This is a genomic window from Metabacillus dongyingensis (genome assembly GCF_019933155.2).
Lineage (GTDB): Bacteria > Bacillota > Bacilli > Bacillales > Bacillaceae > Bacillus_P > Bacillus_P dongyingensis.
Genome location: NZ_CP082944.1, coordinates 4,825,175 through 4,839,148, shown reverse-complemented (window position 1 = coordinate 4,839,148; position 13,974 = coordinate 4,825,175). Strand labels below are relative to the sequence as shown.

15 protein-coding genes are annotated in these 13,974 nt (G+C 41.6%); 11 read left to right on the top strand and 4 right to left on the bottom strand.

Annotation, left to right across the window (positions count from 1 at the left end):
* Positions 1-304: 304 nt before the first annotated feature.
* Entirely contained in the window at positions 305-838 is a 534-nt protein-coding gene (locus K8L98_RS23910) for a DUF2529 domain-containing protein (RefSeq protein WP_223438666.1), read from the bottom strand.
* 401 nt (positions 839-1,239) lie between these two features.
* On the opposite strand from K8L98_RS23910, the gene K8L98_RS23905 reads away from it, so the two are divergent.
* From K8L98_RS23905 to K8L98_RS23865, 9 genes are all read left to right on the top strand, one after another.
* On the top strand, positions 1,240-1,611 hold the full coding sequence (locus K8L98_RS23905) for a response regulator (RefSeq protein WP_223438665.1): 372 nt from the start codon (positions 1,240-1,242) through the stop codon (positions 1,609-1,611).
* Positions 1,612-1,799: 188 nt separating this feature from the next.
* Entirely contained in the window at positions 1,800-2,657 is an 858-nt protein-coding gene (locus K8L98_RS23900; protein ID WP_223438664.1) for a class II fructose-bisphosphate aldolase, read from the top strand.
* Between the two features lie 121 nt (positions 2,658-2,778).
* The gene (fsa, locus tag K8L98_RS23895; RefSeq protein WP_223438663.1) at positions 2,779-3,423 is read left to right on the top strand and encodes a fructose-6-phosphate aldolase; all 645 of its coding nucleotides are present in this window, start codon (positions 2,779-2,781) and stop codon (positions 3,421-3,423) included.
* 356 nt (positions 3,424-3,779) lie between these two features.
* Positions 3,780-5,069, top strand: a complete 1,290-nt coding sequence (locus K8L98_RS23890; protein ID WP_223438662.1) for a UDP-N-acetylglucosamine 1-carboxyvinyltransferase — start codon at positions 3,780-3,782, stop codon at positions 5,067-5,069.
* Positions 5,070-5,227: 158 nt separating this feature from the next.
* Entirely contained in the window at positions 5,228-6,190 is a 963-nt protein-coding gene (gene glpX / locus K8L98_RS23885; RefSeq protein WP_223438661.1) for a class II fructose-bisphosphatase, read from the top strand.
* 317 nt (positions 6,191-6,507) lie between these two features.
* Complete coding sequence (rho, locus tag K8L98_RS23880; protein WP_223438660.1) at positions 6,508-7,791, top strand: transcription termination factor Rho; 1,284 nt, start codon at positions 6,508-6,510, stop codon at positions 7,789-7,791.
* 134 nt (positions 7,792-7,925) lie between these two features.
* Positions 7,926-8,126, top strand: a complete 201-nt coding sequence (gene rpmE, locus K8L98_RS23875; RefSeq protein WP_029283312.1) for a 50S ribosomal protein L31 — start codon at positions 7,926-7,928, stop codon at positions 8,124-8,126.
* A gap of 229 nt (positions 8,127-8,355) precedes the next feature.
* The gene (locus K8L98_RS23870) at positions 8,356-8,976 is read left to right on the top strand and encodes a thymidine kinase (RefSeq protein ID WP_223438659.1); all 621 of its coding nucleotides are present in this window, start codon (positions 8,356-8,358) and stop codon (positions 8,974-8,976) included.
* Between the two features lie 84 nt (positions 8,977-9,060).
* Positions 9,061-9,471 carry a hypothetical protein gene (locus K8L98_RS23865; protein WP_223438658.1) on the top strand — a complete coding sequence of 137 codons (411 nt, stop codon included), beginning with the start codon at positions 9,061-9,063 and terminating at the stop codon, positions 9,469-9,471.
* Between the two features lie 33 nt (positions 9,472-9,504).
* On the opposite strand, the gene K8L98_RS23860 is transcribed toward K8L98_RS23865, so the two are convergent.
* Positions 9,505-10,023, bottom strand: coding sequence for a MerR family transcriptional regulator (locus tag K8L98_RS23860; protein ID WP_223438657.1), 519 nt, complete (start codon positions 10,021-10,023; stop codon positions 9,505-9,507).
* Between the two features lie 127 nt (positions 10,024-10,150).
* Complete coding sequence (gloA2, locus tag K8L98_RS23855; RefSeq protein WP_223438656.1) at positions 10,151-10,564, bottom strand: SMU1112c/YaeR family gloxylase I-like metalloprotein; 414 nt, start codon at positions 10,562-10,564, stop codon at positions 10,151-10,153.
* Between the two features lie 228 nt (positions 10,565-10,792).
* Between gloA2 and prfA the strand changes: the two genes are divergently transcribed.
* On the top strand, positions 10,793-11,863 hold the full coding sequence (gene prfA / locus K8L98_RS23850) for a peptide chain release factor 1 (RefSeq protein WP_223438655.1): 1,071 nt from the start codon (positions 10,793-10,795) through the stop codon (positions 11,861-11,863).
* A gap of 5 nt (positions 11,864-11,868) precedes the next feature.
* On the top strand, positions 11,869-12,735 hold the full coding sequence (prmC, locus tag K8L98_RS23845) for a peptide chain release factor N(5)-glutamine methyltransferase (RefSeq protein ID WP_223443741.1): 867 nt from the start codon (positions 11,869-11,871) through the stop codon (positions 12,733-12,735).
* On the opposite strand, the gene K8L98_RS23840 is transcribed toward prmC, so the two are convergent.
* Positions 12,729-13,724 carry a nuclease-related domain-containing protein gene (locus K8L98_RS23840; RefSeq protein ID WP_223438654.1) on the bottom strand — a complete coding sequence of 332 codons (996 nt, stop codon included), beginning with the start codon at positions 13,722-13,724 and terminating at the stop codon, positions 12,729-12,731. The two genes, prmC and K8L98_RS23840, sit on opposite strands and share 7 nt — an antisense overlap.
* Positions 13,725-13,974 lie beyond the last annotated feature (250 nt).

Here is a 13,974-nt window from a genome sequence, read left to right as displayed (position 1 = left end):
TTTTGTCTTAGCTAACAGAGGATTTTGATGTTCCCGTGTTGTCCCAAGATAAATTTTGGCTAGTCCAGGCCAATTCTCAGAAATTAGAAAAAGTGCACAATTATTAAATGTAGCGGATAGTTCGAAAAAATGGCCGGCTAAATAAAACTCAAAATCGGCTAATAAAAACAGAAAACTGGCTATAAATTATTCCTTTTCCGCTAATAAAAGGGCGATTTTCGCTGAAAACTGTTTCTGCATGTTTGGAAGATGCAGCAGATTTCATTTTTCTGCGCTGGCAAGGCCTCCTTTCGGCACCGCATGTCTATTCATACTCACTAAGTATCTCTTTTAGTGTAAAACTCAGTGCATAATAGGCAAATAGCGATGTCATTAAAGCAGGATAGCCATAGCGGCTGCCATCCTCATCCGGAATCAGACCCTTTTTCAGCTTTGTATCAATATGAACATCCACAAGCTCATCAAGACTTGCATCTTCATCCTTCATCAAGCATGATACGCCGACTGTGCCGGCGCCGATTTCTTGCAGCTTCAGAGCAAGCTCTATCGCCTTCAGGTCATTCGACCGATGGGTAAACAGCAGTACGCGGTCTGCATCTGTCAGCTTATTCATTGAGCCGTCCTCAAGAAATAAAGATTTTGCACCAGGCAGGGGCTCAGCGCTTAACACCGCTTCACCAGTAATGCCGCCAAGTTCATCAAACCCATGTATATATATAGTGCCGCTTCCGACTGCAGCCTGTGCAAGCAGTCTTGCGCCGTCCTCTATTGCAGACTCTTCCTGCTCATGGATCCGGCTGAAGTGGCCATTCAATTGTGTCATGAAAATTTTCATCATAGAAAAAACACTCCTTTACATCCATTATTATAACGAATAATAATTAGAACTCCTAACAGGGCATTTCAGAATTTGTCGATAAAGTTCTTCTTATTTAAGCAGGAATAAGAATACGCAGAACCGAATAAATATCGTATGTTTCAGCGGACTGTCTTATACTAGGGAGAAAGCTCTCCGCAGGTTTAAGTAAACATAGCTGTTTTCGCATAGATTGTTGTTTCGCAGTAAAACTACGTATATAAAATGGTTTTCGTGCTCTTTGCCAGTTAAGCATTAGAGTCTTAAAAGTGCGGTGAGCACCTTAAATATCATTTGAAAGCAACAAGGATTCAGAAAAGAGCTTAAATAGAAATGGTCGGCAGTTTTTGCTGAATAATCCTAATATGAAGAGGTGCAGGGACATGAATGAAAAAATATTAATTGTGGACGATCAGTATGGAATCCGAATTTTGCTGAATGAGGTTTTTCAAAAAGCAGGATATCAGACATTCCAGGCGGCAAATGGCTTTCAGGCTTTGGAAATTGTTGACAAGCATAAACCGGATTTAGTGCTTTTAGATATGAAAATTCCTGGAATGGATGGAATTGAAATCCTAAAACGCATGAGGGTGGTTGAGCCTGACATCCGCGTTATCATTATGACTGCATATGGCGAGCTCGATATGATTCAGGAAGCGAAAGACCTTGGAGCGCTTACGCATTTCGCAAAACCATTTGATATAGATGAGATTCGTGATGCTGTGAGAAAGTACATTCCAATCAGATCAAATTAAATATTTACAGAAAATTCAGATTTATGTCGAAAAGTTGCCGTTTCTCTCATAAGTTGGTATGCTAGTTAATGAGAAAAGCCCGTATATCATTTCATCAGATTACATACATTGCAATCGTTCTGGTCATGCTAGATGTTACGTAAGCTTTTCGGTTTAGCAAATTAGCTGCATAGGGAGGATATTTCGACATGCCTTTAGTATCAATGACAGAAATGTTGAATAAAGCAAAAAGCGAAGGTTACGCTGTAGGTCAATTTAACCTGAACAACCTTGAGTTCACTCAAGCAATTCTTCAAGCTGCTGAAGAAGAAAAATCACCTGTAATCCTTGGTGTATCTGAGGGCGCTGCACGTTACATGAGCGGCTTCAAAACAGTTGTTAAAATGGTAGAAGGACTTATGGAAGACTTGAAAGTGACTGTTCCAGTTGCGATTCACCTTGACCATGGTTCAAGCTTTGAAAAATGTAAAGAAGCAATCGATGCTGGATTCACTTCAGTTATGATTGATGCTTCTCACCACCCATTTGAAGAAAACATCGAAACAACAGCTAAAGTTGTGGACTATGCTCATTCAAAAGGCGTTTCTGTTGAAGCTGAGCTTGGAACTGTCGGCGGACAAGAGGATGACGTAATTGCTGAAGGCGTTATTTACGCTGATCCTAAAGAGTGCGACGAAATGGTAAAACGCACAGGCATCGACTGCCTTGCTCCAGCACTTGGATCAGTACACGGTCCTTACAAAGGCGAGCCTAACTTAGGTTTCAAAGAGATGGAAGAAATCGGTAACCTTACAGGTATGCCTTTAGTTCTTCATGGCGGAACTGGTATCCCAACACACGATATCAAAAAAGCGATCTCTTTCGGTACAGCTAAAATCAACGTTAACACTGAAAACCAAATCGCTTCTGCAAAAGCAGTTCGCGAAACATTAGCAGCTAAGCCTAACGAATACGATCCACGTAAATACTTAGGACCTGCACGCGATGCAATTAAAGCTACAGTTGCAGGCAAAATGAAAGAATTCGGTTCTGCTGGCAGAGCTTAATTTTTCAAAAAAAGATAAAACCGCCTTTGATACACTTCAGAAACGATAAGGCGGTTTCTCTTTCAATAATAAGTAAGCGTAAACAAGATCAATTTTTCTGATATCTTAGGAGGATGGCAGAATGTTATTTTTCATTGATACGGCAAATGTCGAAGAAATAAAAGAAGCACAGTCTCTTGGAATTTTATCAGGTGTTACAACGAATCCGAGTTTAGTAGCAAAAGAAAATGTATCCTTTCATGATCGCCTAAGAGAAATCACAGCAATCGTCTCAGGTTCAGTCAGTGCAGAAGTTATTTCCTTAAAGGCAGAGGAAATGATTGACGAGGGCAAGGAGCTTGCTAAGATTGCACCGAACATCACAGTGAAAGTTCCAATGACGCCAGACGGTTTGAAGGCTGTCAAAGCTTTAACAGACCTTGGCATTAAAACGAATGTTACACTGATTTTCAATGCAAATCAGGCATTGCTTGCTGCAAGAGCCGGTGCTACATATGTATCACCATTTGTGGGCCGATTGGATGACATTGGACAAAATGGCATGGAGCTGATTTCTACAATCTCGCAAATGTTTGATATTCACGGAATCGAATCTCAAATCATTGCAGCATCCATCAGACATCCAATGCACGTGACAGAAGCAGCTCTTCACGGTGCACATATTGCCACTATTCCATTCAACGTCATTAATCAGCTTTGCAAGCATCCTTTAACAGATCAGGGAATCGAAAAGTTTTTAGCAGACTGGAATAATCGTATACAATAGATTGCAATGACTATAGACTTAATGAATGGCAAGCATAGTGCTTGCCATTTGTCTCTTAAATTAAGAACCTTCTATTCGCTTATAAATTCCCCCTGCCAAATGACCTCTTCATTAAATTAAATGGTATCTAAAAAAATTTCATATGTCATAATGAATAAAAGAAAAAAAATCTTGAACTTGTATTCTTTGCCGCATTAATGGAAAATATTTGTTGAAAAGAGATCTTTTCCAGAGTCTCTTTCATTTTTAATCGTGCAGGTTAGGGTTTTTAGACTTAAGAACCACCATTTTAATCTCATAACACGATGGCTTTTAGCTTGAGCAATAAGCCAACTTCTCTGAGAAAGGAGACTATCATGGAAAAGTTAAAAATAGCAGGCGGATATCCTTTAAAAGGAACGGTTAATATAAGCGGTGCCAAAAACAGTGCGGTTGCATTAATACCCGCTACCATCCTTGCGCAATCACCCGTGACGATTGAAGGTTTACCCGATATTTCGGATGTACATATTTTAAAAGGGCTTCTCGAAGAAATTGGAGGGACAGCTGAATTTAAGGATAACGAAATGTATGTGAATCCGGCAGAGATGATCTCCATGCCTCTTCCAAGCGGGAAGGTCAAAAAGCTGCGCGCTTCTTATTATTTAATGGGTGCGATGCTTGGACGTTTTAAAAAGGCAGTTATCGGTTTGCCTGGAGGATGCCACCTTGGGCCTCGACCAATTGATCAGCATATTAAAGGTTTCGAAGCTTTAGGGGCACAGGTAACAAATGAACAAGGTGCCATCTATTTGCGCGCTGAGGAATTAAAAGGTGCACGAATCTATTTGGACGTTGTAAGTGTTGGTGCAACCATTAATATTATGCTTGCTGCTGTGCTTGCAAAAGGACAGACGATTATTGAGAATGCAGCAAAAGAGCCGGAGATTATTGATGTTGCTACGCTTTTATCCAGCATGGGCGCAAGAATAAAAGGCGCAGGTACAGATGTCATCCGCATTGATGGTGTTGAAAGTCTTCATGGCTGCAGACACTCCATTATTCCGGACAGAATTGAAGCTGGAACGTATATGATTATCGGGGCAGCAATGGGTCAGGAAGTGCTGATTGATAATGTAATTCCGCTTCACCTTGAATCTCTCATTGCCAAATTCAGAGAGATGGGCATCCACGTTGAAACAAATAATGATCAGATCTGGATTGTCGGCGGCCAGAAGGAACTAAAAGCAGTAGATATTAAAACGCTTGTTTATCCAGGTTTTCCGACAGATCTGCAGCAGCCATTTACATCCTTGTTAACGAAGTCTTCTGGGACAAGTGTTGTGACGGATACGATCTATTCTGCGCGCTTTAAGCATATTGATGAATTGCGCCGGATGGGAGCAAAGATTAAGGTGGAAGGCAGATCAGCGATTGTGTCAGGGCCAACAAAGCTTCAAGGCGCCAAAGTAAAGGCAAGCGATCTTCGCGCAGGTGCTGCATTGGTGGCAGCCGGTTTGATTGCAGAAGGAGTGACAGAGGTCACGGGTCTCGAGCACATTGACCGCGGCTACAGCCAGCTTGAAGAAAAGCTGACAAGCCTCGGGGCAACAATTTGGCGTGAAAAGCTGACAGAACAGGAAATTGAGCAGCTGCAAAGCTCATAAATAAAGGCTGATTTTGCAGAGATAGTTGCTTTCCGTATTTAATTTTCTCACGTATAGAGGTATATATCGTGCTCTTTTTCCAATATAAGCAACAATAATTATGAAAAGAGCTTAGATAAATAAAAATCACAGCATGGGATACATGGGAGGAACGAACAATGGAGAGAAGTTTATCGATGGAACTGGTCCGCGTAACGGAGGCAGCAGCACTTGCTTCTGCACGCTGGATGGGAAGAGGCAAAAAAGATGAAGCTGATGATGCAGCAACATCCGCAATGAGAGACGTATTTGATACCATTCCGATGAAAGGCACAGTTGTAATCGGAGAAGGCGAGATGGACGAAGCGCCAATGCTCTACATCGGCGAAAAGCTTGGGACAGGCTATGGACCGCGTGTAGACGTTGCTGTTGATCCGCTTGAGGGCACAAATATCGTTGCATCAGGAGGCTGGAATGCACTTGCAGTCATTGCAATTGCAGATCACGGAAATCTTCTGAATGCACCGGATATGTACATGGATAAAATTGCGGTTGGACCTGAAGCAGTAGGCTGCATTGATATTAATGCTCCAATCATCGATAACTTAAAGGCTGTTGCAAAAGCAAAGAATAAAAACATTGAGGATGTCGTTGCAACGATCTTAAACCGTGAAAGACACGAGCATATCATTAAAGAGCTTCGCGAGGCTGGCGCCCGCATTAAGCTGATCAATGATGGCGACGTTGCTGGTGCGATCAATACAGCATTTGATCATACGGGTGTAGATATCCTGTTTGGATCAGGCGGTGCGCCTGAGGGCGTATTGGCAGCAGTGGCGCTAAAGTGCCTTGGGGGAGAAATCCAAGGCAAACTGCTCCCGCAAAATGATGAAGAACGCGAAAGATGCGAAAAGATGGGTCTAGACGTTAACAAGGTACTCCTCATGGAAGACCTGGTAAAAGGCGAAGATGCCATTTTTGCTGCAACAGGCGTTACTGACGGGGAACTCCTTAAAGGGGTTCAGTTCAAAGCTTCTATCGGAACAACTCAATCACTTGTTATGCGTGCAAAATCAGGAACTGTTCGTTTTATTGACGGCACACACAGCTTAAGCAAAAAACCAAATCTAGTAATGAAATAAACCACAATAATGAAAAAAGCAGAGCGGCTTCGGCTGCTCGCTTCTTTTTTGTAGAATAATCTAAGGTCTGTGCAAGCCGTTTCAGCTTTTCTGGGTTTATTTCAAAATCATTTCAATGTGTGAAATATATTGATTAAATTCAGCAAATAAGGTAAAACTAAAGAGTGCTGCGTAAATGAAAGATTATCTTTCACACTGCTTTTCCTACTTCAAGCCTATCTTCTATTTCTTCTCTATATCTGATCCATTTTCTAATTTTTTACGAATATAGATGGAAGAACCAATGTTTTTTATAATTTATAAAGTGTGGTGTTGACATGAGCGAGGTTTCAATTTCCAATCTCGAACATATGAAATTAAAAGAGTTATATGAACTTGCGCGTCATTATAAAATTTCATATTACAGTAAACTGACAAAAAAAGAATTGATCTTTGCCATTTTAAAAGCAAACGCTGAACAAGAGGACTTATTGTTCATGGAAGGCGTTCTTGAAATTATTCAATCAGAGGGATTTGGGTTCTTAAGACCTATCAATTATTCCCCGAGTTCTGAAGATATCTATATTTCAGCTTCGCAAATCCGCCGTTTTGATTTAAGAAACGGAGACAAGGTTTCCGGTAAAGTGCGTCCGCCGAAGGAAAATGAACGCTATTACGGATTGCTTCACGTAGAGGCAGTAAATGGGGACGACCCTGAATCTGCAAAAGAGCGTGTTCATTTTCCGGCTTTGACACCGCTGTACCCGAACAGACAAATTATTCTTGAAACAAAACCAAATGACCTTTCGACACGCATCATGGACGTGATTGCTCCTGTTGGATTTGGACAGCGCGGACTAATCGTTGCTCCTCCTAAAGCGGGTAAAACGATGTTATTAAAAGAAATCGCTAACAGTGTGACAACGAATCATCCTGAAGCTGAATTGATCGTTCTTCTGATCGATGAGCGTCCTGAGGAAGTAACGGATATTGAACGTTCTGTAGCGGGCGATGTCGTGAGCTCAACATTTGATGAAGTTCCTGAGAACCATATCAAAGTTGCAGAGCTCGTACTTGAACGTGCAATGCGCCTTGTCGAGCATAAGAAAGACGTCATCATCCTTATGGACAGCATCACTCGCCTTGCGCGTGCTTATAACCTTGTTATTCCGCCGAGCGGACGTACGCTGTCAGGCGGCATCGATCCGGCTGCGTTTCACCGTCCGAAGCGGTTTTTTGGAGCGGCAAGAAACATTGAAGAAGGCGGCAGCCTGACAATTCTTGCAACAGCTCTAGTAGATACAGGTTCACGTATGGATGATGTGATCTATGAGGAGTTTAAAGGAACGGGCAACATGGAACTTCACCTTGATCGTTCTCTTGCTGAAAAACGCATCTTCCCGGCAATCGATATCCGCCGTTCTGGAACGCGTAAAGAAGAATTGCTTATTCCTAGAGAGCATCTTGAAAAACTTTGGGCGATCCGCAAATCAATGTCAGATTCACCTGACTTTGCTGAAAAATTCCTTAAAAAATTGCGTAATTCAAAATCCAATGAAGAATTCTTCAGCATTTTAGATGCTGAATGGAAAGCGGCAGGTGTCTCGGGAAAACGATTGTAAATTTTATTCCGAACTAGTTGCAAATAAATTGGAAGCTTGTTATAATTTTTTTATGTGCTTTTCCGGAAGTCAATCTTCTGGAATTGATAACTCTGTTTCGACAAACGATTCAGGGCGGAAGGAGATGAAACGGAATGAAAGCAGCTATACATCCTAACTACAAAAAAGTTATGGTTAAATGTGCTTGTGGAAATGAATTTGAAACTGGTTCTGTAAAAGACGAGGTGCGCATCGAGGTTTGCTCTGAGTGCCATCCATTCTACACAGGACGTCAAAAATTCGCTTCTGCTGACGGTCGTGTTGATCGCTTCAACAAAAAATACGGTCTTAAATAATCATAGATTAAAGGAAACAGGCAAGATTTCTGTCTTGCCTGTTTTTTTACGCCATTTCCCGCGAATTCTTGGGAAAAACAGCCATAATAAGAGTGGAATAAGCACTTTTACATATGGATTCATACGAGACTTATAAACCGCTGCGGTTTATTTTACGATAGAAATGTGACGTCATAAAGGGCGCTCAACCATAGAAACAGGTTTAATCATGAAGGGAGAGGCCGTTTTCATGTATGTTATGAAACAAAGCGGGTGGCTTGAGGTCATCTGCGGAAGCATGTTCTCGGGGAAATCTGAAGAGCTAATCAGAAGAGTCCGCCGGGCGCAATTTGCCAAACAGCAAGTTAAGGTGTTTAAGCCCGCCATCGATAATCGCTACAGTGACGAAGAGGTTGTTTCACATAATGGGACTGCGATGATCAGTCATGCCGTTGCCTCTTCAAGTGATCTATTTAAATATATTACACCCGAAACAGACGTTATCGCTGTTGATGAGGTTCAATTTTTTGATGAAGGAATTGTGGATGTTGTCACAACGCTTGCCAATCAAGGATACCGTGTGATTGCTGCAGGACTTGATCAAGATTTCAGAGGAGAGCCATTCAGCACAGTTCCAGCACTAATGGCTGTCGCTGAGCTCGTAACAAAGCTTCAGGCTGTCTGCTCTGTTTGCGGATCTCCTGCAAGCCGAACCCAAAGACTGATTAATGGCAAACCGGCATCGTACAACGATCCAATCATTCTTGTCGGTGCATCTGAATCGTACGAGCCAAGATGCCGCCATCATCATGAAGTACCCGAAAAACCTGTAAAAGCATTTCGAAGTGAACAGGAAACTCAGAACTTATAATAAAACACCAAAGCTGCCGATAATTTTTATCAGGCAGCTTTTTTTATGAGGAATTTGGGCACCTTAAAAATGGAGGTGTTCATAATGAAAGTTGTTTGGATGGTCATTATATTGCTTTTACTGGGAGCGTGTTCAAATCCAAGCGGGAAGTCCGAAATTCAGCCTGAATCGCATAAAGGCAGTGAGCTGAAACAAACAGGGGAAGGGGTATCAAATGAACGCGGAACAACTGAACAGAACCCCAATTTTTTAAATCTGTCAAAAAACCGCGAGCAAAACGAAGATGAAATGGATAAACTTCAAGAAGCCATCCGGAATGACAAGTCTCTTAAAATCAACAACGTCACGATGAATGGAAACACAATTTGGGTGGATGTAGCATCTGATTCAGAACTCACAGAGGATGAAAAACAAAAGAAGCAGGCAGAACTTCAAACAAAAATGCAGAATATCATTCCGCGTTACGATATTAAAGTGAATCTTGAAACAAAATAAAAACTCGTTTCTGTGTAAACGAGTTTTTTCATGCTAGAAACTGAAGATGGAGCTGATCAGATTTCTGCGCTTTTGTTTTTTAGGTGCTTTGATATGATCGAAAACAAGAGGATGCTGGGCAGGATGCTTATCTTTTTGTTTTTCGAAGCTTTCAATCTTAGCTTCCAGTTCAGCGATTCGCTCGTTTAATTCCTCAATTTCCCTGCGGTGCTGCAAAAGCTGGTATGAGACAACACTGTCTGCTTTGCTGTTTACTTTTTGATCAAGCTCAGCAATCTTTTGCAATAGTTCATCGAAATCAGGATCGGATTCAGCTGCTTCTGTTTTCATAATTCCTTTTCTAGGAGATTTCTTTTCCGCAACCTTTACTTCATGAAAAAGGATCCCCTGATTTAATTGATCTTTAATATCCCTTAAGGTATTAATATCTTCATCTGTAAACAAATAATGGCCGAGCTCATTCCGTTCCATCTGCAAATTCAGCTGCTTTACCCAGCGCTGTACGGTTTTCGGCGACACACCCAATAACTTCGCGACCTGGCTTGTATTCATCTTTTTCCCCCTATCTTAATCGATCCGAAACATACGAAACACGATAATCAACATGTTCGATAAGGGGAAGATGCATCCCTTCTATGCAGACAAAAGAAGAATGGATTCGTCAAAGAAAGTGAAGATTTTACGATTTGTGACTCGCTGTTTCGACGGGATCCTCATATAATTCCAGCGGCAATCCATCTGGATCCTGGAAAAAGGTGAAGTGTCTGTTTGTGAAGGGATCAACCCGTATCGGCTCTGTTTCGATTCCCAGTTTACTCAAATGACTCACTGTCTCATGAATATTTTCAATAGAAAAAGCCAGATGTCTAAGGCCTGCTGCTTCTGGGCGTGAAGGACGTTCCGGGGGTGATGGAAAAGAGAACAGCTCAATTTGAGTGTGATCTCCAACAGCCAGATCCAATTTATACGAATCCCTTTCGGCACGGTAAAATTCATGGATTACTTCAAATCCAAGCTTATTCACATAAAAGTCCTTTGACAAGGCATAATCGGTACATATAACGGCAACATGATGCACTTTTCTTATTTTCATTTTTCTTCCCTTGCTTTCTGGAGTTTTAAGAATGTATTAGATTTTTCGATTCGACGGCAAGCGTAATGAATCCGCCAGTAAAGCCAATAAGCGTCTTTTCTATCGAATCCTTATTTGTCTGCCTGCACTAAACGGGCGTTTGCACTTTTCTTAGTCAATTTGCTTTTGACGCTTGGGTTAACCTATACTATAATTATAACGTTATGGACGAAAATTGAGGTGAATAACGTGTTAGATCGCTTACAATCCGTAGAAGACCGCTACGAAAAATTAAATGGGCTGCTGATGGATCCTGATATTATCAGCGATTCTAAGAAGCTTCGTGAATATTCAAAAGAACAATCTGACCTGCAGGAAACTGTTGAAGTATACCGTGAATATAAATCTGTGAAAGAGCAGATCGATGACGCAAAAATCATGCTTGATGACAAGCTTGATGCAGATATGCGTGAAATGGTGAAAGAAGAGCTTTCTGAGCTTCAGGCACAGGAAAAAGGGCTCTCTGAACGTTTGAAAATCCTTCTTGTTCCAAAAGATCCGAACGATGACAAAAACGTAATCATGGAGATTCGCGGTGCAGCAGGCGGAGACGAGGCAGCCTTATTTGCAGGCGATCTTTACCGCATGTATAGCCGTTTTGCTGAAGCCCAAGGCTGGAAAACAGAAGTGATGGAAGCAAACTCAACAGGAGTCGGCGGCTACAAAGAGATCATTTTCATGATTAACGGAAGAGGCGCATTCTCAAAGCTGAAATATGAGAATGGGGCACACCGTGTACAGCGCGTTCCTGAAACAGAATCAGGCGGAAGAATCCATACTTCAACAGCTACCGTTGCATGCTTGCCGGAAGCAGAAGAAGTAGAGATTGAGATCCATGAAAAAGACATTCGTGTAGATACATTCACATCAAGCGGACCGGGCGGACAAAGTGTAAACACGACAATGTCAGCTGTTCGCTTAACGCATCTTCCAACAGGAACAGTCGTTTCATGTCAGGATGAAAAATCCCAGATCAAAAACAAAGAAAAAGCAATGAAAGTATTGCGAGCACGCGTTTATGATAAATTTCAGCGAGAAGCACAGGCTGAATACGACCAAACCCGCAAGCTTGCGGTCGGTACAGGTGACCGATCAGAACGGATCCGCACGTATAACTTCCCGCAAAACCGTGTAACAGACCACCGCATTGGCCTGACGATCCAAAAGCTTGATCAGATTCTGCAAGGGAAACTTGATGAGTTTGTCGATGCTCTTATCGTTGAAGATCAATCGAGCAGACTCGATCAGGCAGACCAGTAAGCGTGATTAAGATATACGAAGCCCTGAAGTGGGCTTCTTCTTTTTTGGCGGAGGCAGAACGGGATCACAATGCGGGGGAACTCCTTCTGCGCCACCACTTAAATATGAGCCGTGCAGAAATGCTGGCTAACCTTAGAACGGATCTTCCTGACGGAGTCTGGGAAAGCTTTAAAACAGATATAAATCGTCATGCTGAAGGGATACCCGTTCAGCATATGATCGGATCAGAAGAATTTTACGGCCGCTCATTTGTGGTTAACAAAGAAGTCCTCATACCTCGACCGGAAACCGAGGAGCTGGTAGAAGGAATTTTGTTAAAAGCAAAATACTTGTTTAATGGATATGCTTCAGTGGAAGCAGCGGATATCGGGACAGGGAGCGGTGCCATTGCTATTTCCCTTGCTTTGGAAAATTCAATGTTCAAGCTAAGAGCGGTCGATATTGCACCCGAATCACTTGAAGTCGCTCAGCTGAATGCGAAAAATCTTGGAGCAGAGGTCCAATTTTTACACGGAGATCTGTTATCCCCGATTTTAAATAGCGGCAAAAAGCTTGATGTCGTCGTGTCTAATCCGCCTTACATCCCGGATGCTGACATTTTGGAGCTGTCTCCAGTTGTGAAGGACCATGAACCCCTTCGCGCACTGGCAGGCGGCGAGGACGGACTGGATTTCTACCGCAGACTCGCCGCAGAAATTCCACACGTTATCAACGAACGCGCCCTGATTGCATTCGAAGTCGGAGCAGGACAAGGCGAAGATGTAAAAGCTTTGCTGCTGGACAAGCTGCCGCATGCAGAAGCAGAAGTAAAATACGATATAAACGGTAAAGATCGCATGGTATTTGCTGTAGTGAATGGAACGTCTCAGTGATGAGGCGTTTTTGTTTTGTTTAGTGGGAGGAGATGGTATTTGCGGTGGCGGTAGGAGCCTATGGTTTCGAGCTTTAATTGTTTCAGAAGATATGCAGCAGTTGAAACAGAAGAGATTTTTAGAAATTTACGTAATTCTTGATTGGTGATGATAGCGGAAATTAGAAGACTATAATCATCTAATGCTGCCACATGGGCATTCTTACTCGAGATTTTGCAACTTGAACAGATCCAAGAACCATTTACTCTGTGCATCTCAAGGTTTTTACAATTCGGGCATAGAATACCTCTAAGAAGATCTTTATCCTCTAATTGAAAGTGAGACAGAATATCTGGATTATGAGGAGAATGCAGTTTTAATAGTAAACGGGAAAGTTTATTTATCTCTCTGGTACTTAGCACATCATCTTTCACTCGCAGATTGATATGTTCAATTTTTGAGTGAAGATGTGAAGCGTGGATCACTTTTCTTGTTACTTCGTCTGAATATGCTGGAATCGATTTAATAAGGGTTGCAGGATTACTTATAACAATTAGGGGATAAATAGGAAGTGAGGGGATATGATTAGAAACTAGCCATTGATGCAAATGGTTTTTCTGACGTTTTACTTGGGTGATAGGATCTGGAAATGCTTCTTCTCTACCATTTAAAGCCCTAATCAGTTGATGAAACTTTTGATCAAAGCACAATGTTCCGTTCATATTTTTTATCTCAAGTATGACAATATAGCTGCTTGTCAGTAATAAAATATCCATTTGAAAATACTCATTATTACTATGCTGGAGCCTTACATCATGAAAAATAAAAAATCTCTTTTCATCCAATGAATTTAAATAGTAGTCAATTGACTTTTCACCTCGAAATCCAGCTCGAATTTTGGCATATTCCTCTTCGACTTTACTTCTTCTTGGATGATTTACCGGCAATCTTCTAAGAAGAGCCTCTAGTTTTCTTAATTTAATTGGTATTTCACGTTCCTTTTTTATCAATGGGATGCTCCTTTTATTTTAGTCTTTTTTTATTTCTGCAGCAGGGCTTGGAATCCTTCTTCTTCTGCAAATTAGGATTTTCATCGATGGAATTTAACTTTTCTATAGGTGAATTATTCAATTTATCCGACTTTTATGTCCATTTTTACTTGAAAATTGGGCTTTACAAAATGCCTCTGGCAAATTAGTCATAGATGCAGCTAAAAATATGAAAGAAATTCAGGCTGCATCAGGTACCAGACTTGAATGA